The organism is Terrimonas rubra, from assembly GCF_042686025.1.
GTDB lineage: Bacteria > Bacteroidota > Bacteroidia > Chitinophagales > Chitinophagaceae > Terrimonas > Terrimonas rubra.
The window spans coordinates 210678-233612 of the sequence record NZ_JBHUOZ010000002.1 but is presented as its reverse complement, the minus strand read 5'-3'; the positions used below and the strand labels follow the sequence as shown (position 1 = coordinate 233612).

18 protein-coding genes are annotated in these 22935 nt (G+C 41.7%); 8 read left to right on the top strand and 10 right to left on the bottom strand.

All coding sequences use genetic code 11. From position 1 onward, the window contains the following. The first annotated feature begins 102 nt into the window (after positions 1-102). The 5 genes from ACFS6H_RS09345 (at position 103) to ACFS6H_RS09325 (ending at position 9961) form a co-directional block, all read left to right on the top strand. On the top strand, positions 103-3039 hold the full coding sequence (locus tag ACFS6H_RS09345) for a SusC/RagA family TonB-linked outer membrane protein (protein ID WP_386097604.1): 2937 nt from the start codon (positions 103-105) through the stop codon (positions 3037-3039). Positions 3040-3059: 20 nt separating this feature from the next. Next, positions 3060-4481: a RagB/SusD family nutrient uptake outer membrane protein gene (locus ACFS6H_RS09340; RefSeq protein ID WP_386097602.1), complete on the top strand. Its 1422-nt coding sequence runs from the start codon at positions 3060-3062 to the stop codon at positions 4479-4481. Positions 4482-4685: 204 nt separating this feature from the next. Further along, complete coding sequence (locus ACFS6H_RS09335; protein WP_386097600.1) at positions 4686-7730, top strand: SusC/RagA family TonB-linked outer membrane protein; 3045 nt, start codon at positions 4686-4688, stop codon at positions 7728-7730. Between the two features lie 18 nt (positions 7731-7748). After that, positions 7749-9146, top strand: a complete 1398-nt coding sequence (locus ACFS6H_RS09330) for a RagB/SusD family nutrient uptake outer membrane protein (protein ID WP_386097598.1) — start codon at positions 7749-7751, stop codon at positions 9144-9146. 11 nt (positions 9147-9157) lie between these two features. After that, complete coding sequence (locus ACFS6H_RS09325; protein WP_386097596.1) at positions 9158-9961, top strand: hypothetical protein; 804 nt, start codon at positions 9158-9160, stop codon at positions 9959-9961. Positions 9962-10029: 68 nt separating this feature from the next. Here the strand turns inward: ACFS6H_RS09325 and paaD are convergent, their stop codons facing one another. The 4 genes from paaD to paaA form a co-directional block, all read right to left on the bottom strand. Further along, a complete protein-coding gene (gene paaD / locus ACFS6H_RS09320; protein ID WP_386097594.1) occupies positions 10030-10521 on the bottom strand; it encodes a 1,2-phenylacetyl-CoA epoxidase subunit PaaD in 492 nt (163 codons plus the stop codon). A gap of 5 nt (positions 10522-10526) precedes the next feature. Continuing rightward, positions 10527-11261, bottom strand: coding sequence for a 1,2-phenylacetyl-CoA epoxidase subunit PaaC (gene paaC / locus ACFS6H_RS09315; protein WP_386097592.1), 735 nt, complete (start codon positions 11259-11261; stop codon positions 10527-10529). 177 nt (positions 11262-11438) lie between these two features. Further along, a complete protein-coding gene (paaB, locus tag ACFS6H_RS09310; RefSeq protein WP_386097590.1) occupies positions 11439-11807 on the bottom strand; it encodes a 1,2-phenylacetyl-CoA epoxidase subunit PaaB in 369 nt (122 codons plus the stop codon). A 10-nt stretch (positions 11808-11817) separates the two neighbouring features. Continuing rightward, positions 11818-12759 carry a 1,2-phenylacetyl-CoA epoxidase subunit PaaA gene (gene paaA / locus ACFS6H_RS09305; protein ID WP_386097588.1) on the bottom strand — a complete coding sequence of 314 codons (942 nt, stop codon included), beginning with the start codon at positions 12757-12759 and terminating at the stop codon, positions 11818-11820. Between the two features lie 166 nt (positions 12760-12925). On the opposite strand from paaA, the gene ACFS6H_RS09300 reads away from it, so the two are divergent. Beyond that, positions 12926-13618, top strand: coding sequence for a hypothetical protein (locus ACFS6H_RS09300; protein ID WP_386097586.1), 693 nt, complete (start codon positions 12926-12928; stop codon positions 13616-13618). 159 nt (positions 13619-13777) lie between these two features. Here the strand turns inward: ACFS6H_RS09300 and ACFS6H_RS09295 are convergent, their stop codons facing one another. After that, positions 13778-16588, bottom strand: a complete 2811-nt coding sequence (locus ACFS6H_RS09295) for an outer membrane beta-barrel protein (protein ID WP_386097584.1) — start codon at positions 16586-16588, stop codon at positions 13778-13780. A 189-nt stretch (positions 16589-16777) separates the two neighbouring features. Between ACFS6H_RS09295 and ACFS6H_RS09290 the strand changes: the two genes are divergently transcribed. After that, positions 16778-17023, top strand: a complete 246-nt coding sequence (locus ACFS6H_RS09290; RefSeq protein ID WP_386097582.1) for a cysteine-rich CWC family protein — start codon at positions 16778-16780, stop codon at positions 17021-17023. Between the two features lie 4 nt (positions 17024-17027). Beyond that, positions 17028-17411 carry an acyl-CoA thioesterase gene (locus ACFS6H_RS09285; RefSeq protein ID WP_386097580.1) on the top strand — a complete coding sequence of 128 codons (384 nt, stop codon included), beginning with the start codon at positions 17028-17030 and terminating at the stop codon, positions 17409-17411. A 45-nt stretch (positions 17412-17456) separates the two neighbouring features. On the opposite strand, the gene gcvT is transcribed toward ACFS6H_RS09285, so the two are convergent. From gcvT to tamL, 5 genes are all read right to left on the bottom strand, one after another. Next, positions 17457-18539, bottom strand: coding sequence for a glycine cleavage system aminomethyltransferase GcvT (gene gcvT, locus ACFS6H_RS09280; RefSeq protein ID WP_386097578.1), 1083 nt, complete (start codon positions 18537-18539; stop codon positions 17457-17459). A gap of 415 nt (positions 18540-18954) precedes the next feature. Continuing rightward, on the bottom strand, positions 18955-19563 hold the full coding sequence (locus tag ACFS6H_RS09275) for a hypothetical protein (protein ID WP_386097576.1): 609 nt from the start codon (positions 19561-19563) through the stop codon (positions 18955-18957). A 94-nt stretch (positions 19564-19657) separates the two neighbouring features. Further along, positions 19658-20155 carry an RDD family protein gene (locus ACFS6H_RS09270; protein WP_386097574.1) on the bottom strand — a complete coding sequence of 166 codons (498 nt, stop codon included), beginning with the start codon at positions 20153-20155 and terminating at the stop codon, positions 19658-19660. Positions 20156-20178: 23 nt separating this feature from the next. Further along, positions 20179-20436: a SemiSWEET transporter gene (locus ACFS6H_RS09265; protein WP_386097572.1), complete on the bottom strand. Its 258-nt coding sequence runs from the start codon at positions 20434-20436 to the stop codon at positions 20179-20181. Positions 20437-20580: 144 nt separating this feature from the next. Beyond that, positions 20581-22890 (bottom strand): translocation and assembly module lipoprotein TamL, encoded by a 2310-nt coding sequence (tamL, locus tag ACFS6H_RS09260; protein ID WP_386097748.1) that lies wholly within the window; start codon positions 22888-22890, stop codon positions 20581-20583. Between the last annotated feature and the right edge of the window lie 45 nt (positions 22891-22935).

Below are 22935 nucleotides of genomic sequence, written 5' to 3'. Positions count from 1 at the left end.
CTTAAAATTTATACAAATTATTGTTAAGTTGTTTAAAAAGAATGACTTAATATTGTAGTCTTTTTTTAATTCCGTGGAAAATTAAATTTTAAAATACCCAATATGAGACAAATGTTAGTGTTGCTAACTTTGTTCCTGTCTGTTACAGGGACATTGTTTGCACAAAGAACGGTTGCAGGAAAAGTTACTGATGAAAAAGGAGATCCCCTCTCCGGTGTATCGGTTGTTGTAAAAGGAACTTCTACAGGTACAACTACCAACGACTCAGGCGATTATACAATTAGCCTGCCTAATGGCAAAACCCTGGTTTTCTCTATATCAGGTTATAAAACCTTTGAGTCTGCCGCCACCGGCACCAGCTTAAATGTAACCTTACAGACAGAAGTGAGCAGCCTGGAGGAGATAGTGGTAACTGGTTATACTACACAGATCAAGAAAAAATCGGCAGGCTCTTCTACTGTCATCACCGCTGACAAAATTGAGAACGTAACACTGGGTTCTTTTGACCAGGCCTTACAGGGTATGGCTCCGGGACTTTCTGTTACGGCTCCGAGTGGCCAGCCTGGTGCTGCAGCTTCAGTACAGATCCGTGGTAAAGGTTCTATTTTAGGATCAAATACGCCATTATATATAGTAGATGGTATCCAGATAAATGCCAGCGACTTTTCTACTTTAAACCCCGGTGACTTTGCCAACATCAGCGTTTTAAAAGACGCGTCTGCCACAGCCATTTATGGCTCAAGGGGTGCTAATGGTGTACTGGTGATCACTACCAAAAAAGGACAAGCCGGTAAAATTGCGTTTAACTATGATGGTCAGTATGGTATTTCAAAATTCCCTACGCCGAAGTTAAAAGTAATGAACAGCGCACAAAAACTGGATTATGAGGTAAACTCACCTAACCCTTATGGTGGTAATCCTTATGGATGGACTCCTGCTGAGATAGATGCCTTATCAAAAATCAATACTAACTGGCAGGATGTGTTATTTCACACCGGCCAAACCAATAGCCACCAGTTAAGCGCAAGCGGTGGTAAAGAAAATACAAAATATTATGTTTCGGGTTCATACTTTGACCAGACCGGAACCGTAAAAGAAACCAGGCTTAAAAGGTATACGGCCAGGTTTAATATTGAAAGCGGCACTAAAAACCTGACCTTCGGCTTAAACACCCAGGTAGGTTATTCAATATTTAACAATACCCAGGAAAATGACGCCTTTATTGGTAGTCCGCTGAATGCTATCCGTTGGGCAAATCCTTACGAAACGCCGTTTGATGCAGATGGTAATTATACTGCTATCGTTTCGGGTCAGCCTAATCCATTACAGGAAATTGAGCAGAACAAAAGGAATTTTTACCAGATCAAAGGAATCGGAAACTTCTTTGTTCAGTATAACTTCCCTTTCTTAAAAGGGTTGGCTTTACGTACAAACTGGGGTGCTGATTTTACACAGGACGAAGGTGATGTGTATTTAGCACCGCAAACATACCAGGGTTCTATTTCTCAGGGTAATAATGGTAGCCTGAACAGGAGCTCAAGAAACAGTTTCCGTTATACCGGAACAACCTCTTTATCATATACCACAAAAATCAACAGTGATCACGAATTAACTGTGGGTTTATTCCAGGAGTTTGTAAAACAAAATATCCGGAGCTTTGGCTTTACAGGTTATGGCCTTACCTTACCTTATAACAACGAGTTTGCCATTACCCCGGGTAATGCAACAAACGGTTATATCCCAACCGTTGTAGGTAACGGTACATTAAATGCTTTGTCTTCTATTTTTGCCGATGTGAACTATGGTTATAAAGGCAAATACTACCTGAACCTGAATGCAAGAAGAGACGGTTCTTCCAGGTTTGGTAGCGAGAACCGTTATGCAAACTTTGGTTCAGTGGGTGCCAGCTGGTTAGTATCTTCTGAAGACTTTCTGCAGGATGCAGCCTGGATCAATACTTTGCGTTATAAAATAAGTTATGGTACCGTAGGTAACCAGGAAGGAATTGCCGACTTTGGCAACCGTTCTTTATTTGGAAGAACAACTTATGCAGGCTCTTCTTATTATAACTATATACAGTATGGTAATAATGATCTGCGTTGGGAAACCAAAAGAATGTTCAATACCGGTATTGACTTTGAATTGTTCAACAGGCGGTTAACCGGTAGTGTTGAGTACTATAATAATAATACGGTTGACCTGTTCATAGACCGTACTTTATCATTAACCAGTGGTGTAAATGCCATCAACTACAACCTGGGTAAATTACAAAACTCGGGTATTGAGGTAGGCTTAAACGGAACCATTGTTAAGAGCCGTGATTTTGAATGGGACCTGGGTGTAAACTTTACCTATAACAGAAACCGTGTAAAAGAATTATATGACGGTAAAAATGAGCAGGTAGACGGAATGGGTATTACAAAAGTAGGAAAACCTATTAACTCCTTCTACCTGGTTCGTGCTGCAGGTGTGGATCCTCAGACCGGTGAGCAGTTGTACTACAACCTGGACAAATCAACTTCAGCCAATTATGACCCGGCCAATAAAGTGGTGATCGGAACTTCAGATGCTCCTTATTTTGGTGGTGTTACTACCAGCTTCCGGTACAAAGGATTGGAGTTATCTGCATTACTGACTTATGCCATGGGTAACTATATCTATAATAATGACAGGGTAAACCTTGAGAACCCTGCTTACCTGTATGATAATATCAGTGTGAATATGGCCAGAGAATGGAGAAATGTTGGCGATATTACTGATATCCCTGATCCAAACAATACATTTATTCCTGAAACCGACAGGTTTATAGAAAAAGGAGATTTTCTTCGTCTTAGAAATGTGACATTATCTTACAGCTTGCCTAAGAGCATACTGGGAAAAGCCGGAATGTCTTCAACCAGAATTTTTATCCAGGGTATAAACCTGCTTACGGTAACCGATTATACAGGCTACGATCCGGAGATCTCGACAGGTATATTAAATGGTGCGCAATACCCTGCTTTGAAGCAATTTACTTTTGGTGTTAATATCGGATTCTAATTACAAGAAAAAAAATAACTATGAAACTATATAAATATATATCATCAGTTTTGTTGATTGCTTTATTTGCCACATCATGTAAAAAGCAATTAGACACTAAGCCTCCGTTTAGTTTTGACGAGGAGAATATTCAAAATCTTGACGATGTTGAGCGTATCCTGGGTGGTGTTTACGCTAAGTTGAGAAATGTTGATTATTATGGTAATCTTAACTCTTCTTCCGGTTATTCTACCCTGCCGGATATTATCGGCGATAATTTTGAAGAAACCGGTGAATCACTGGGCGCCCTGGTGCTTTTAACCTATTGGGGAGCGGCTTCAGATGAATCAAATATTGAAAATATCTGGAAAGCGGCTTATAACGTTATTGTACAAGCCAACTTTGTTATCAATAACGTTGATAAATTTGGCGCCGCTGATCCCGAAAGAGCCAACCGGTTAAAAGGCCAGGCGTTGGCGTTAAGGGCTTATGTACACTTTGACGTATTAAGATACTGGGGTGAGAATTTTGACGAAGGTGGTACAGGTAAAGGCATTCCTTATAAAGAGGATACTGACAAGTTTACCTTACCCACCAGGTTAACCGTTGGTGCCAGTTTAACTAAAATATGGACCGACTTAAACGCTGCGATGGACCTGCTGGCAGATGTTGACCAGGCTATCAACACGTCAACAAGGAAGAGTAATATTGATTTAAATGCGGCAAGAGCTATAGCTGCCCGTATTTCCTTATACCAGGAGGACTTTGATAATGCCATTGATTACGCTACGGATGTAATTAACGCTATACCGCTGGCAAGACTTGCGGACAGTACCGCCTATAGAAATATATGGACTGATCAGTCAAGTATTGAATTGATCTGGACGGTTAATTTTGATGCGGGCCAGGGTGCACCGGGTTCCAATATTTTCTTCCCAAGCGGTAACAGGAGTTCATTCAGGGTAGATCCCCTGCTGAGAGCTACTTACAGCACCAGTGATATCAGGCTTAACGCCTTTATCCAGCCGGTGGATAGAAGAGGTGTATCAAGAGAAGTATTGTATAAATTCAGGGGCCGTACAGGTTTGAACGATGGTAATGTTAACTGGAAAGTGTTGAGAACATCAGAGATGTACCTGATAAGGGCAGAAGCTGCTGCCAGGAGAAATACCGGTACCGATGCGGTGAACGCATTGCTTGATCTGAACACCTTAAGAGCTAGCCGGATCAGGAACTATGTTCCGGGTGTAGAAGTAGGACAGGCTTTAATTAATGCCATCGCCCTGGAAAGAAGAAAAGAGCTTTTAGGAGAAGGTCACAGGTGGTTTGACCTGAAAAGAACTGACCGTGTGATTGAAAGAAACAGCGGTGATGAACTTCCTGCAAATGACAGGTTCTGGGCCTGGCCTATTCCTTTTGCGGAATTACAAACCAACCCCATGCCACAGAATGATGGGTACTAAATAGATTAAAAGAATCATGTATATACAAAGGGCTGTATCTTAATGATACAGCCTTTTTTTATATATTTTATACTCAACACGCAGCAATTTTTAACACTCATCTGTCTTTTTGTTAAGAAAATTGCAAAATATTGTTAAATTTTTGGGTAAAGAACTAATTTTGCAAACGCTATCAGGCCAAAATTTAAAACTAAAACTTCGCAAATGAGAAAAACGCTAATGTTGCTGACGCTATTCCTGTGTACTGCAGGTAGTTTGTTGGCTCAGAGGACGATTACAGGTAAGGTGACTGACGAAAAGGGGGATCCCATCCCAAGTGCATCGGTAACCGTTAAGGGAACTACAACAGGTTCTGCAACTAAAGATGATGGTACCTATGCTCTTACGGTTCCGGCATCAGCAAAAGAACTGGTTTTTTCAAGTGTAGATTTTGAGAGTCTTACTATCGCTATTGGTTCTTCATCTGTTATTAATGTCACTTTAAAAAGTCTTTCGGATGAACTTACAGACGTTGTAATTACAGGTTATACCCGTGAAAGACGCAGGGACTTTGTTGGGGCTTCGGCAAAAGTTGAAAGTAAGGCCATTAACCAGGTTCCTAACGGCAGTATTGACCAATTACTCCAGGGCCGTGCTCCCGGTTTATATGTTACTGCTGGTTCGGGCCAACCAGGAACAGCGGCAAATGTTATTATAAGGGGTGTAGGTAGTATTAGTGGTAGCAGTACGCCACTTTATATTATGGATGGTATTCCTATTCAGGCAGCAGCTTTTGCCTCACTAAGTTCTTCCGATATTGAAACGGTAGATGTATTGAGAGATGCGTCTGCAACGGCTATGTATGGATCCAGAGGAGCAAATGGTGTAATTGTAATTACAACCAAACGAGGAAAAACCAATAGTAAAGTTGTTTTTGGAATCAATTCTCAATATGGTGTAAGCAACAGAACAAGGCCAAAGTTTGAAATGATGGATTCTAAACAAAGAATTCAATATGAGGAAGAAGTTGGAAGAGAAAACGGTGTTAATATTGGTCCTGGATGGCGTTTTTCAAGGTTTAACCCCTCAAACGCCTCATTGCCAGAAGCAACATTAGAACGTTACGATGCAATAAGAGATAGTTTAGCCGGAATGAATATCGACTGGACTGATATCTTTTTCAGACAAGGTTCTTTCCAGCAGCACCAGTTCACTGCTACGGGTGGTTCTGAAAAGCTATCATTTTATACTTCTTTAGACTATTATAAACAAGAAGGTATTGCTATTCGTTCGAACCTGGAACGTTATTCTTTTAGAACGAATCTTGATTTTAAGACGGATAAGTTTACTGCCTCTTTGAGCACTACCTTAAACTACTCTCAATCAAGTATAATTGAGTCCGAAAATACTACGGCTGTAACTAATCCGTTTGCATCTATCTATTATGCATTGCCGTATGAGCAGCCTTATATTAACGGGGTGTTGGTTGCGGCTAATAATTCAGCTTTTTTTGGAAACGTAGTTACTTATGACCAGAGAGAAGGTTCTACTGCATTAGAGAGATTAATGTCAACTACTAACAAGAGCAATGAAATAAAAGGGGTGGTAGGTCTTAACCTGCGCTACAAATTATTTGATGGTCTTTCCATAGTTTCTACTTCAGGTATTGACTATCGTGAGGTTATGGGCAGAAGACAAATACTGCCAGGAACCTATACCGGAGGTCAGGTGGCTGGTGGACAAGGATCGTTTGGCGAGTCTGTGGGACGGTTTGTCAGATTATTTGGAAACGCTGGTTTTAACTATAATAAATTAATCAGCAAGAGACATTCTATTGATCTGAATGCAATATTTGAAACTACAAAATCAACAACCAGAAACTTCAATTATACCGGCTTTGGTATTGAACCATTATTGCAAAACTCTCCTGCAGGCATTACTCCGGGATCGGTTGTGAATGGCCAGGGTCGATTTATTCCAACTGTAGGCGGCAGCGGTTCTATACATGCTTTACAATCACTCGTAGTTGTGGGTAAATATATATTGGATGATAAATATATATTAAACGCAAGCTACAGGTATGACGGAACATCAAGTATGCCTCTTGCAAACAGATGGAAATCATTTTACTCTGTAGGTGCCGGTTGGAATGCAGGCAGAGAAGATTTTATTAAAAATATCAACTGGATTTCTGATTTATCAGTTAGAGCAAGTTATGGCTTAACAGCAAGCCCGATTACTGGCTTTGGTTATATGGCCTTATATGGTGCTACGAGATATGCCGGAACAACTGGCTTTGGACTAACCAATATTAACAACGAATCATATGATTGGGAATATGCCAAGACACTTAATATCGGAGTTGATTATGGTTTTTTCAAAAACAGGATCAGGGGTTCAGTAGATTTTTATAATAAATTAACGGAGAACCTATTTATTGACCAAAGGTTATCTGCAACTGCGGGTATTGGATCTTTAAGCATTAATGCGGGTACCTTAAAAAATACAGGATGGGAATTTGTTTTAGCCGGAGATGTTGTTCGTAAAAGAGATTTAACCTGGACAGTAGGCGGAAATATTTCGTTTAATAAGAATGAAATTACCGACTTGGGACAGGTGAACGAATTTATTTTGGGTACTTCTATTATCCGTGTTGGTTTACCAATGGGAACACACTATTTACCTAAATGGGCAGGTGTTGATGCGGCAACAGGAAATCCATTGTATTATAACCTGGATGGCACAGTTACTACAAACTATGACAGAACAGCCCAAAGTAATGTTGGTTACGGCAGTTGGTTGCCTAAATATAATGGCGGTATCAACTCTACCTTAACATATAAAGGCATCGGTTTAGATATTTTCTTCTCTTATGCAGGGGGTAATAAAAGGTTTAATAATGAAGATTACTTCAACCAGGTTCCAAACTTTGCTACCAGTAACCAGGGAACAGCCATGCTAAGACGCTGGAGAAAACCAGGTGATGTAACTGATATACAAAAATTTGGTACAGCACGCCAGTTCTCTTCTAAAGACATACAGGATGCTTCTTATTTACGGTTAAGAAATGTGAACTTGAGTTATACTATCCCACAATCTTTACTGGAGCGTGTGAAAGGAATAACCAATATCAGGGTTTACCTGCAAGGACAAAATCTGCTTACCTGGACCAGGTGGACCAGTTTTGATCCTGAGGATAATAATAATATTGCGCAATTTGAATATCCTGCAGCAAGAACGATCACTGCCGGGATCAGCCTTAACTTTTAACATTTAAAATAAAAAGCTATGAGCTTAAGAAAATATATATTTCTCTTTTTATTTACCCCGGTTTTATTTGCATGTAAAAAGCAACTGGATCTCGTTCCACCGGATCAGGTTCCGGAAAGTGCCGTTTTTAAAAGTGTGCCTGATGTGGAAAAGGCTTTGATAGGTGTATATGCACAGTTAAACGGAGCTTTTGATAATGAAATTTATGCGTCTGTTCTATACTCAGACGAGGCAAATTTGCATATTGAAAATAATACCGGCCGCGGTGTAAATACTTACAGGTGGCAAGTGGATGCCACAAGTGGTGATGTTACTGCCGCATGGGCAGCATATTATTTTACCATTGACAGGGCAAACAGGGTTATTGCAGGTGCCGAAAAACTTACAGGCATCAATCCTGTTCAGGAAGCTTTAAGAAAACAATTAATAGGCGAGGCTACAGCTATAAGGGCTTATTGTCATTTGCAACTGCTGATTAATTTTGCTGAGAACTTTGACCCCGGATCATTGGCTGTACCATATATGAAGACAGCTGTTATTAGCAAACCTGCCAGAGAAACAGTGCAGAATGTATTTGCAAATATCAGAACCGATTTAACCAATGCCGAAGCATTAATTCCTGCCAGCTTTACTAATAATAACCGAGTAACATTGTCTGCCGTTTATGCAATAAGGGCACGAACCGCTTTATATGCGAAAGATTGGGATGGTGCAATATCGGCAGCTACAGCTGCTATTAATGCTGTTCCTTTAGCAACTAGAACAGCCTATCCGTTAATCTGGACAGATGCTTCGGAAAGTGAAGTTATCTTTAAAACGAAAAGAGTAACAGGGCAAACCAGGTTTGGAGATAACTTTTATGATCGTTCACAGGCAAAGATCATGTATGCGGTTGCATATGAAATGTTAGCGCTTTTTGATGCGACTAATGATATAAGATATGCAAGCACTGTTTTAGTTCGTTCAGGAGCTAACAGGTTTTCCATTGGAAAGTATGTTGGCGGCGATGCGGCAGAACCTAACCGGGCTGATATTAAAAACTTCAGGACCGCGGAAATGTACCTGATCCGTGCTGAGGCTTATGCTGAGAAAACTGGCCAGTTAAACCTGGGCACAGCTGATTTAAATTTCCTTAGAAGAGCCAGGATTAATGGTTATGTTGATGCAACGTTTACAACAAAAGAAACTTTAATTGATGCGATTTTACTGGAAAGATATAAAGAGCTATCTTTTGAAGGACAGCGTATACATGACCTCCACAGGCATAAATTACCGGTGACCCGGATTCCCCAGGACGCAGAAAATGCATTGGGAGCTGTTACTTTATTGCCAACAGCAAAAGAGTATTATTTCCCAATCCCAAATTCGGAAATGCAGGCAAACGAAAACATGATTCAAAACCCAACCTATAGATAAATTCTATAATTATGAGAAAATATATATATCTATTATCAATACTTTTAATAAGTGTTATTTTTGTAGGAAACTCCTGTAAAAAGAAAGATTTTACGAGGCCGCCCGAATTAGCAAAGTTTCTTAACACTGCAACGTTGTCATATCCGGTTAGAGATGATGCGGCATCGGTATTTAAAATTGCGGTAGGACTGACACAGCCCTCATCAGTTAATAAGACATTTACTTTTACAGTTTCTTCTCCAACTGGCGCAGTGGAAGGGACCCAGTATACGTTACCTTCTAAAACTATTACTATACCAGCAGGTCAGACAATAGACTCAATTTCTGTAAAAGGTCTTTTTAATGGTTACAATGGTGGTCGTAAAGATACCCTTGTGTTTACATTAACATCTGGAGATGCACCATTTTTTGTAGGAGGAACTGTGGCTAAGGTAGTATTACAACAGTATTGTCCTTTTAATATTAATGTGTTTAGCGGAAATTTTGAAGTTTTGAGAGATGATTGGGAAGACTATTTTCCAGGTGATATAGTAACACTAAGCGTTGTGGGCGGTAAAATCAGGTTTGACTATCCTACACCCTTTAATCACCAGCCTTTATTAATTGATGTTAACCCCAATACTTTTGCAACCTCAGTTCCATTAACAGCCTTTGGGTCTTATTCTGCGACAGGGACAGTGTATTCCGCAAAAAGTGTGGCCGATGCTAACAGTGTTGTAGTTCCATGCGATGAGAAGATTAGCGTAGTTTTAAATTTTACGGCTGGAAGTTCCAATTTTGGGAATGGCCTTTTAACTTTAAAAAAGAAGCATTAGGCATTCAAGGTTTTTAAATATTAAATACTAAGCCCCATCTTTGATGGGGCTTAGTATTTAATAAAGCTCTAGTAACATTTAAAATAATCAAACACTTCCTTACACTCATCACACTGGTATAACGCCTTACAGGCAGTGCTGCCAAACTCGCTGATGCGGTGGGTATGGTAGGCATTACAATGCGGGCATTGCACGGCTTCGTGCGGTGTAAATAATTCTAAGCTGCAAACCTGTTGTTTGTGGTTGGGCGGTGCAATGCCGTAGGCTTTTAGTTTGGCTTTACCCTCTTCACTCATCCAATCGGTGGTCCAGGCGGGTGATAATACCTGGTTTACCGTTACTGTATCAAAACCCAGCGCCAGCAGTTCCATTTTAATGGTTGCGCCAATGACATCCATGGCCGGACAGCCGGTATAAGTAGGCGTAATGGTAACCACGGCTTCCTTGCCGTTCACCGTTACATTCCGTACTATGCCCAGGTCAATGATACTGAGCACCGGTATTTCGGGGTCGGTCACATGTGCTAATGCCTCCCATACCTGTTGGGTTGATATGACCATACTGTTTACCATATTGCGTCGGGATGGGTACGTGGTAGGGTTTGCATTACGGCTAAAATATCGTTAAGATGAACAGTATGATTTCCGGATTTGCCGCCGGTTTGCTGCGTTTCATTGGCCGGTATAGCTAAAGTGGCTTCCGCTAAAACGGCTGTTGTTTTTTGGCGCCATTGTTCCTGCAATAAAGAAAAGTCGATAAAGCCGGTCTCATAATCAGCAGGCGTAAGAATTTCGGTCGTATATGGCCATAATTGTTGCAATGCATTATGCATGCGGCCATTACTTTCTTCGGTACCATCACCCAGGCGGATAACCCACTCGCTGCTCCAGCGTAAATGATAGGTTACTTCTTTTAACGCCTTGGCACTAATAGCCGCTACCTGCTCATCGGGATGGTGCTGTAACTGCTGGTAAAGATGGTATTGATAGTTGCTTACAAAAAACTGGCGTAAAATGGTCAGTCCCCAGTCCTCCTCGTTCGGCTGCTCTACCATCAGGCAGTTTAAAAACTCATGGGGATCACGGAAATAAGCCAGTTTATCTTCGTTATAGTCTTCTCCTAATAATATTGCCGCATGCTGGTAAAAGCTGCGTGCCTGCCCGATCAGGTCAAGGGATATATTGGTCAATGCAATGTCCTGCTCCAGTACGGGGCCATGGCCACACCATTCGCTGTTACGATGACCCAGGATAAGGGCATTATCAGCCAGGTGTAATATATGTTTTATACGATGGGTCATTGTTTGCGGTTAAAAAGTTCAAAGGTTCAATTGTTCAAAAGTTCAATGTTCAGTTCTTTCGCTTTCCTTATGCTGAATAAGGTTGATGGTGTAGAAGTGTGCGACGCAAGGGACGATGCCAGTAGTACTGCAGATGGCTACATAATCATACATCCTTAAATCAGCAATCTTAAATCATTACATATGTCCTACTTCATCCGGCAGGTGATAAAAAGTGGGATGCCGGTATATTTTGTCTATGGCCGGTTCGTACAAACTCTCTGCCTCATCCGCTTCGCTGGCATGTACCTGGTTACTGGGCACTACCCAGATGCTTACACCTTCGGCACGGCGGGTATATACGTCCCTTGCATTTTCAATGGCCATTTGTGCATCGGCTGCATGCAGGCTGCCTACATGTTTATGATCTAATCCTTGTTTGCTGCGTATAAAAACCTCCCACAAAGGCCAGTCGTTATTGGTAGCCTGCGAAGCATCTATAACACCTCCCGCTTTATCTTCCGGTATATCACCGTAATAATATTTTTTTAAAAAAGTAAACATCATAAGTTATGTATTAGGCCGCTTGTTGTTTTTGTTTGGCTGCTTGTTTGGCCGCATGTGCAGCGGCTGCTTCACGTACCCATGCCCCCTTATTCCAGGCATTACGGCGTGCGTCCAGTCTTTCTTTATTACAGGGGCCGTTGCCTTTTACCACTGCCCAAAATTCGTCCCAGTCTATCTCGCCCCAGTCGTGTTGTTGTTTGCCCTCGTTCCATTTAAGGTCCGGGTCGGGCAAGGTCATACCTAACACTTTTACCTGCTGTACACACATGTCCACAAAGTTCTGTCTTAGCTCATCATTGCTCTTGCGTTTTATTTTCCATTTCATGCTTTGATCGCTGTTGGTGCTTTCGCTGTCCTTTGGACCAAACATCATCAGCGATGGCCACCACCAGCGGTTAATGGCATCCTGGCACATGGCTTTTTGTTCGGGGGTACCATTGGCCAGCGTTAATAAAATATCAAAGCCCTGGCGCTGGTGAAAACTTTCTTCCTTGCATATACGTACCATCGCCCTGGCATAAGGACCATAAGAAGTACGGCATAACATTACCTGGTTTAAAATAGCAGCGCCATCTACCAGCCAGCCAATAGCGCCCATATCGGCCCAGCTAATGGTGGGGTAATTAAATATGGAGGAGTATTTGGCTTTACCGCTGTGCAGGTCATTGATCATCTGCTCACGGCTTTCGCCCAGGGTTTCGGCGGCAGAATACAGGTATAATCCGTGACCGGCCTCGTCCTGCACTTTGGCCAGTAAAATGGCTTTACGTTTTAAGGAGGGAGCCCGGGTGATCCAGGCGCCTTCAGGTAACATGCCCACGATCTCACTATGCGCATGCTGGCTTATCTGCCGGATAAGCGTTTTCCTGTACGCATCCGGCATCCAGTTACGGGGTTCTATTTTTATTTCCGCATCAATAGCGGACTGAAATTTTTGTTCAACATTTTCCACGGGCAAACTATATTATTACCTGTAAAGGTACAAAAACTAACGAGTGTAAGCAATGCGGAGGGATTAAAATTCAAAAGGAAAGATTAAAAAATCAAAAACCGGTAAGGGATAAATTACATAAAAACAAAGGGTTACCTTTGCAGCTGATCCATTTATAGGAAATTTTATGCAAACCCTACCCATAACGGATAATGGCAGTATCGCTTCAGCAAACGGAGAACCGGAAACCACCCACCCGGTGCTTAAGTTTTTGGCTAAGCTTATCTCTTACCTTTTCCATCCTTGTTTTGTACCTGTATATGTGGTGTTGTTTTTAGTGTACGAACATCCTAATATGTTTGTTGGCTTTTCACCCAAAAATAAAATACTGGTAGTGGCGCAGGCCTTTATGATGTTCAGCTTCTTTCCCATCATTACTACCTTGTTATTAAAAGCACTGAAATTTATTGACAGTATCCAGCTGCCTACCCAAAAAGACCGTATCATACCACTTATCGCCAACATGACCTGGTATTTCTGGATCTGGCATGTATGGCGTAACCTGCCTGATTATCCCAAAGAACTGGTGGCACTGGCCCTGGGTATATTTGCCGCTTCCATTATTGCCATGCTGGCCAATATAAAATTTAAGATCAGTTTACACGCCATTGGTGTAGGCACCATGGTCACCTTCCTGGTTACAATTGCCCTGCAGCAGTCACTGCATTTTGCGGTTTACCTGTCTGTTGCCTTTATTATCGCCGGCCTTGTATGTACAGCCCGTCTGATAAGTGGCAGCCACAATACTTTTGAAGTATATACCGGGTTTTTAGCCGGTGTAGGAGCTCAACTGATCGCTAATGTGGTGGTATTGAATTAAAGGAGAACTCTTCCGGTGTTTATTATTTTGTAAGCAGTAACGGTCATTCTTTTCATTGTGCTGTTTACTAAACATCGTATTTTATAAGAACGCTTTGTAACATAAAAGAGAAGGGAGTAACAATTGTTTCTCCCTTCTCTTTTAACTTTTTGCTTCCGGTTATCTCGCCTGGAACGTTACTTTGGGACCGGATCCGCCGCCACCCAGACCGGTTTTGCTTAAGCTATAGGTAAAGCTGATAAGACCATAACGGCTAAGCGTGTTTACCAACCTGTCTTCAATATAGTTTTGGTTGCTGGTACGGTCTACCGAAATGTTTTTATTTAAAATATCGTTGACACGTATTTTTAATTCACCCCGGTTGTTTTTTAAGAATTGTTTGCTGATCGATGCTCCCCATAATGGTATCCTGGCATTAAAGCCACTGGATAACTGGTTATTGATGGTATAGTTAAAATCGGTGCTGAAATAAAATCCTGCGGGCATCTGCCAGTTAAACTCGGCCTCGTAGTATTGTGAAAAGTAAGTGTTGTTAAACTTATTATCCAGGGAATAAGTACTGCGGTTATAGTTCAGGCGGGTACCGAACATCAGGTCAATTTTATCGCTGGGGTTAATATCTATATTTAAACGCGGCCCAACGGTATAGGTATTGATGAGGTTCTCAGCGCCATTGGTAAACTGTACACCACGATTGTAGGCAACTGTTGCTCCTAAACGAAAATCGGTCTTTAATGCTTTTACCGGTATGCCGGTACTTACATTACCATTTACATTATATACCCCGTCTACATTCACCGGTTTGGTAACCCTGGTACCCGATGCCAGTAAACTATCTGCATTCACGATCTTGTTATTGGTTTTGGTGGCACTGAAGGTGGCAAAGAAGTTTTTGTTACGGAAGGGGTTGATGCTGTTATAGTTTAAACGCACATTATGCGAGTATTCCTGTTTTAAGTCAGGGTTACCTTCTCTTTGTAACAGGGGGCTGCTGATATCTGGAACCGGCTGTAACTGGCTGACTGTGGGTTGTGTGGTATAGGTCTGGTAATCGGCTGTAATACTTTTGTAACGGGTAAACTTATACTGGAACCTGGCAGATGGCAGCAGGTTATTGAAGTGTTTATTGATAATAGAATCTTTAATACCACTTACTACTTTTCCTTCCAGGTAAGCATACTGCCAGTTTAAGCCTACAAAATAATTGTATTTGGATTTTTGGGTACGCACCCTTGCACCGGCCTGGGTATTGGCATAGATGTTTAAAAAGTCATTGCTCAATGAATCGTTGAAGCGGTCAAACTTATCATTTACATTATTAAAATCGTAAGTTGTTTTATTGGATACATTTTTAGTACGGGCATTGCTGGCACTGAGTTCCAGTAAGGAAGAGCGGAAGATCGGCTCTGTATACACCAGTTTGGCATTATAACCACTTAACCGGCTGTCGTTCTCAATATACTGGTTAATGGAATCGGCCCGCAGTTTAGCACCCAGCCGGTCATAAAAGTTATTGACGGTTTCCAGGTTGCCGGTACCATTGTTATCGTTAAAAGTAGTGAGTAAACTCAGTGATAAGGTACGGCCACGACGCCTGAATTTTTTACGGAATAATATCTCGTTATTAAAATTAAAACCTTTGTTATTGCTGCGGTTATAGGTATAACCGTCGTTGCTGGTCACACCATCCGATCCCCATTGTTTAAAGTCTGTACGGGACCTGTTATCCGAATGCTGATAGCCGATGGAAGGAGATATTTTGATAGAGTGAAAGGTATCAATGAACTGGTCGATGATGAAGTTTAAACGGTGACTGTTGGCTGCGTTATCGGTATAAGCATTTTGCCTGTTAAAATAGCTGGAGTCGGGTAACAGGTATTCGCGCAGGCGTTCGCTGCTGGTTTTGGGATTGAAATGATTATAAAAATAGTTACTTCTGAAATCGGTTTTGGTACCGAACATATCATTATAGTTCAACCCACCGCCCCAGATGGTACGGATACCCTGGTTGGTATTGCCGGCCCCGGCCAGCATGGCTGCTGTGGCATCGCTGATGGTACCACCACCGCCACGCATCATACGGCTCAGCTCACCGGTAAAGCTCATCATGTCCGTAAAAGAGAAACCTTCTGTATTGGTATTATTACCCATACCAATTACCGATGCCTGCCTGGCCCCTTTGAATGAATTAATATTAAAGCGTCCTTCTTTGGTATCACGGGTGCCGCCACCGCCCATAATTTTACCAAACATGCCTTTTTTCTTATCGGCCTTAAGTTTAAGGTTAATGGTCCGCTCGCCATTGCCGTCATCAAAGCCGGTCATGGCAGCCTGGTCACTTTGTTTATCATATACCTGTACCTTGTCTATGGCATCGGCCGGTAAGTTCTTGGTGGCTATCTTAGGATCATTACCAAAAAACTCTTTACCATCTACCAGCACTTTATTTACTTTTTGTCCCTGTGCACGGATCGTGCCATCCTTATCTACCTCCATGCCGGGCATTCTTTTCAACAACTGCTCTACGCTGGCATTAGGCTGGGTTTTAAACGAGCCGGCATTGTATTGTATGGTATCGCCTACCATGGTCACGGGCGGGGCTTCACTGGTAACTACTACTTCATCCAATACCTGTGTTTTATCGTCCATTTTTATATTACCCAGCTGTACCTGCCTGTTATTATCATCAATGGTGAAGAACTGGTTTTTATTATGGTAAGCCACATGTGTAATCAGTAAACGGTAATCGCCATTTTTCAGGCCGGTGATCTCAAAGCGCCCGGCTGCATCGGTCATACCAAAACTTACCAGGGAAGAATCTTTTTTTAATAATACCGTGATGGTGGCATCGGGAATAGCACGGTTGTTTAAAGAGTCGAAAGCCAGTCCCTGTACCTTTCCTTTATCCTGGGCAAATACTGCGTTAGCTGTACCAAACAATACCAGTAGTAATATAAAACCATACCTCATAAATAGCTGTTTTTTTACGGGTACGAAAGTATTCTTATACCGGTTACCGCCGGGTTAATGATGCTTTGATTAAGGTTAATTTAGGTTAAAGCATTGTTTCGGCATTACCGGTTGTTCTTTACTGCACAGGCAAAACACCGGCCTGTACAAATTTGAACTCTTTTATCGCTTAATTAATTACATTGCAGCATGTGTAAACACGAACAGACTTTTTGTCCCCGTTGCCATGGCGGCTTTGAATGTAAGGCCGGCTCCATCAGTTTGTGTCAATGCACTACCGTTACACTGACCGTTGAAGAAAGAAGTTTTATTGCTGCAAAATATACCGATTGCCTGTGTGCTGCCTGCCTGCGTGACCTTAAAAACGAATTTCATTTATTACAACAACAGGAGCGAATGCAAAAAATTTCAACGCTGTTTACAAAAAACAAATAATATCATGACGATAGACGAACGTATCGCAGCATCGGAGACCCATATTTTTAAAGCTGTTTTCCCCAATACCACTAATCACTATGATACTTTATTCGGAGGGACGGCCATGCACCTGATGGATGAAGTGGCATTTATAACCGCTACCCGTTTTACCCGCCAGCGGGTGGTAACGGTAAGCAGCGACCGTATAGATTTTAACAGGCCTATTCCCTCCGGTACATTAGTAGAACTGATTGGTAAAGTGATACATGTGGGTAATACCAGCCTGAAGGTACATGTAGAGATTTACGTGGAGGAAATGTATTCTGACAACAGGGAGAAAGCCATCACCGGCAGTTTCACTTTTGTTGCTATTGATGAACATAAAAAACCGGTGAAGATCGTATAAGTAATTTGATAAAGAAAAACCCCTCTGTTATGAGGGGGTTTTCTTTTAAAACGGCAGTTTTACCACTTTCGCTTTTAATAATTTGTCACGTACCTTGATATAAATATTCGTATCAAAACCGGCAAAATCTTTTTGTACATAACCCAGGCCTATGGCTTTACTCAGGCTGGGCGACTGTGTACCGGATGTTACCACACCAATATCATTGCCCGCTTCATCTGCAATAACATATCCATGACGGGGAATGCCCTTGTCAATCATTTCAAAGCCTACCAGCTTGCGGGTAAGGCCTTCAGCCTTCTGTTTTTCAAAAATAGCTTTGGACGAAAAGTCTTTGGTGAATTTGGTGATCCAGCCTAAACCGGCTTCCAGGGGAGAGGTGGTATCATCAATATCATTACCATATAAACAAAAGCCCATTTCCAGGCGTAAGGTATCCCTGGCGCCCAGGCCTATGGGTTTGATACCGGCTTCGGCACCGGCTTTAAAAATACTGTCCCATATCTTGTCTGCTGCACCATCTTTATCTTCAAAATAAATTTCCACTCCACCGGCGCCGGTATAACCCGTTGCGCTGATCAAGACATTCTCTACACCGGCAAATGTTCCTTTTACAAAAGTGTAATACTTCAGGTTGAGGATATCCACGTCGGTCAGTGGTTGTAATATCTGGGTGGCTTTAGGGCCCTGTATGGCCAGTAATGCAGTTTTATCAGAGATATTATGCATCTCTGCATTGTTGGTATTATGGCTGCTGATCCAGTTCCAGTCTTTTTCAATATTTGAAGCATTCACCACCAGCATATATACTTTATTCTCCTCGATACAATATACCAGCAGGTCATCGACAATACCGCCTTCGTTATTAGGTAAACAGCTATACTGCGCCTGGCCGTTTTTTAGCTTGGATGCATCATTGCTGGTTACACGCTGGATAAGGTCCAGCGCATGTTCGCCTTTTAAAATAAACTCGCCCATATGGCTTACGTCAAACACACCGGCGTTATTGCGTACGGCCTGGTGTTCATCGTTAATACCGGTATAAGAGATAGGCATATTGTAGCCGGCAAAATCGGCCATTTTAGCTCCCAGGGCTATGTGTTTGTTTGTAAATGGGGTTGTTTTCATTCGTATATTTTTAATTTTTCCACCAATGGCAGATGATCATTTTGTTGAATGGAACTTCGCACAGGCATTCTTCGCTGAGAGAAAAATTCGCATGCTACGTTTCATCACTGGTAATAAAGCATCGTTATAATGCCGCAAAAGTATAGCAAATGTTATAAGTGGGCGAAAATGTTTTTATGAACCCGCAAAGAATACCAGCGAAAACGATTGTGTGATGGCGTGAAGGGGAAAAAGATCTGTGAGATTGTATTAAGTGTACAACAACAATGGTTTTGACCCGCAGGTATCGCAGAAAAGAAACGCAGGTTTTAGCAGATCATTTAATCTGCGAAAACCTGCGCTGGCTGTATGGAAAGATGAGGGTTGCATTGATAAGCCCCGAAGATCTTTTCCTTTTATTTTATGGCTGAAACCCTTAGTCCCGGGCCCCCAGCCAGATACCCAGGTTAATTTGCCCGATAAAGGCAAAACTGGTGGTATTGGCACTGTATAACTGCCCGTAATTATCGTAGGTAGTGGTCTTTGCATATTTAAGACCGGCACCCAGGTACAGGTCAAGGCTGAAACGGGAATCATAATTGCGCTGTAAGCCCCAGCCCAGGGCACCGGCAATTACCGGGCGGATCTTCGCTTCCTTCACATCATTGAATCCTAAAGGTGCTTTTGTAAACCGGTTCTCGTTAATAAACGTAAAGTAGTTACCACTGTTCCTTGCGGTGTTCTTGCCGCGGTCTTCTCTTCTGTTTAAATTATAATATAAGCGGTACTGCAAGCTAAGTGCCGGCTCCACAAAAAAATCAAAATTATATTCATCAGAATAGTAGTCCTCCGTAAAAGAAGACGCAAAATTGGCGAAGGCCTGTCCATAGATCGTGTGGATGCCTCCCAGGCTTTTTTCATAGCTTACACCAGGGTTTAAAAATGTTACTTTAAATACGTCTTCTGTTCCAACCTGGCTTTTTGAAACATTCGTTAAACCGCATAACAATGCAATACAAAGGCTTGTTTTTTTAATAAGATTCATTTCTTTCTTTTTGGTGGATTAAACAAATATCAGGGTAGATGCCTGAAAGCACCGTTTTACATAAAAGCGGATAACATAAATGATAAAAAAATGATTAGCGGGTCTGGATAACCGTGGTATTTGTCCAGGTGTCATGCCAGGGTTCGTCGCCTAAACCACTGAATGGTTCAAATGGGACTAAACGTATCAATGATCTTAAAAAAGCATCTTTCCAGGTAAGTTCAGTACCATCTTTACGGATAGCCCGGGTGCCGCTTAACAGTTTGCCTAAAGTATATCCTTTAAACAGTTTCTCACAAAAAGTATAATAGACCAGGTAATTGAAGATGGCTACCATATAGGTAAATAAAAAATAATTAATTGTACCGGCAGGTTCGTTAATTACCTCGTATAAAAAATCGGGGGCCAGTTCAATCAGTACCAGCGCCAGTAAATAGCCGGTAGCAAAACCAACTACATACTGCATCAACAGGTTATCTACTAAAAAATTAATAAACCTCCTGCCTTTATCAGCAGTGGTATACTGGGCTAGATTGTTTAGATCATCTGCAAGATTATATTCCTGCTCCTGGTTTTGGTAATTGTTCTCCATAATAGGTGGTTTTAATGTGTGGGTTATTTATCAAATTTCTGTTTAAAATATAAGATCATAATGGCCATGATCATCAATACGGCATTGGTGGCAATAATGATCCAGTCATTTCTTAATATGCCATAGCCTATCCATAATATTTCATTGGTTATAGCAATAATGAACATAAGAGAGGATACATTTTTTGCAGATTTTTCCTTCCACACTTTAATTACCTGTGGCAAAAAAGTAAAAGTGGTAATGATGGCTGCTGCTAACCCGAGTATATCAACAAACTGCATATAGTAGTTTTAAAACTAAATGTATACATAAAGTTGATAAAACAATAACTATAGCCGTTAATATTATAGAAACACGACGCATATATCCTGGTATTGCTCCGCGCAGGGGAATACATTATTAGCAATAATGATGTATTAAATGCATTAAAAGGGGAAGCCGATACCCAGGTTAAAGATCAGGTTTTCCTGTCGCCAGGTTTTTGATCCGAAACGGATATCGTCCAATACCCAGCGTTGGTTTTCGGCAAGCCAGGGTTTGCGTATGGGGAAAGCTACATCCAGCCGCAGCACCAGTATCGATACATCTACCCGTAAACCTACACCTGCACCAATGGCCAGCTGGCTTAAGAACTTACCCGTAAATTTTGAACCGGGCCTGTTCGGATCTTCGTTCTTGAGCCATACATTACCGGCATCAACAAACACGGCTCCGTCAAATATGCTGTATAATTTAGTACGGTATTCAGTATTAAATTCCAGCTTAATATCACCTGACTGATCGGCAAGAAAAGCGGTGTTGACGGTATCTTTAAATGTGCCCGGGCCTAATGAACGGCTACGGAAGGCACGGATACTGTTATTACCACCGGAGAAGAACTGTTTTACAAAGGGCAGTTCCGTAGAATTACCCCAGGGCAAACCATAGCCTATGATCACACGGTTGGCCAGTACACTCTTCTTTGACAGCTTTAAATAAAAACGGGTGTCAGCCTCCAGTTTAACATATTGCGAGAACTGCGCATTGGCAATACTTTTCGGACGTCCTTTATTAACATTGGCGCCCAGTATACCCCCGATAATATTACCCGACAGATCCACATTGCCATTAAAATACCAGCCGGTCATAATAGCATTACCTACTAATTCATTGTAGTTAAAGTTATAGTTACCGCCCAGGATAAATTGTTTTTCAATGGCTTTTTGTAAAGTAGGATTATTGGCAGCACTGTCCGAATACTGCTGGCTTACATGTATAGGCTGGATATAGTTAATAGCAATAGGCTTCAGGTCGTACTCGGTAAAAGCATTGCCCTTCCACACATAACCATAGCCTGCCTTAAAAGAGTTTAAGGTATACAGTTTTTGTTTGGTCAGTACTTCGTAGCCCAGTAGCAGGTTCGTACGCGGAACAAAACCACCTTTCAGGTTGTACTTATAAAAGGGGATCAGGAATTTAGGGAAACTGAGATTGCCTTCCAGCCCGTACCGGTAAGTATTATAACCTTTCAATTGTCCGCTAAGTTGTACCTCGAAACCGGCATTTGCATTTACCATTAAAATCTCACCGCCTTTAAAAGTATTGCGCCTGCGCCAGCCCAATGTAATATTGGCACCTGTAAGGTTATTGGATTTGGTACTGCCGGTGGGTTCCAGTTTAAGGGCATTCTTTGGCAGGGGAGTTAAGTAATAATATGTATTTAAAGGAATACTATCGTTCAGTCCGCGTAATACCCTGGCACTGTCATTAAACAAACTGTTAAGCCTTGTACTATCTACCTCGAACCGGTTTTTCACGAACTTAAAAATACCCAGGCCCACCAAACGGTTAAGCGTCAGGTTCTGATCGGTACGGTTATAGGCCTCGCCTTTTTTAAACTGCATGGTGTTTTGAAACAGCTGGGGCTTATATTGGTTACGCCGGTCAATTACATAATAGCCTTTATAATAGGTCGCATTCTTTTTTAAAGTATCGGCCGAAGTGCTACTGTTGATCCGGAAAGTAGGGAATATAAAAATATCGTTAATGGAAAATACCGACCTGGCAGCAGTGGTGGTATTGGGTTTTACTTTCACATACAGGTGTACCTGTTTGGTACCAACAGTACTATCGGCCTGTATAATTAAATAACCGGGATCAAAATAGTAAAAGCCTTTTTCTTTTAAATAAACATCCAGGCGGTTACGTTCGGCCTTTATTGTTTCCAGGTCAAACGGGTTACCGTGTTTCAGTAAGGTGTTTTTGGATGCGGCCCTGATATTGGTAGAAAGATTACTGCTGTCGGTTTCAAAAAATACACTGTCAATATAATAACGTTCGCCGGGTGTAACAGTATAAGTGGCGCTGGCTTTTTTACCTTTTACAGTTGTATCGCCACTTACGGCAACATGAAAAAAGCCGGTATTTTCCAGGCTGCTACGGATCACATTCACATTATTGTCTACATTCACCTGGCTTAATAATACAGGCGGTTCACCTACTTTATTTTTCAACCAGCTACGGAATGATTTCTCCGATTTGGGGTTACCCGCCAGGTTGTACATGTGCAGTTTGAATTTGACCCCGAAGATGGACCTGTTGGGTTTGGGGCGTGTAAGGGATGAAGCAATATCCTTTACAAGGCTCTTATGCTTTTTGCTTGCACTGTCCGTATTTACTTTAATACTGGCACCGGTATACAAGGCATCACCCTTGGGTACATACTTGGTACCGGAGCAGGCATATAATAGCGTCATCACTGTTATACAACAGGAATAAACTATCCACCTATGTATTTTATC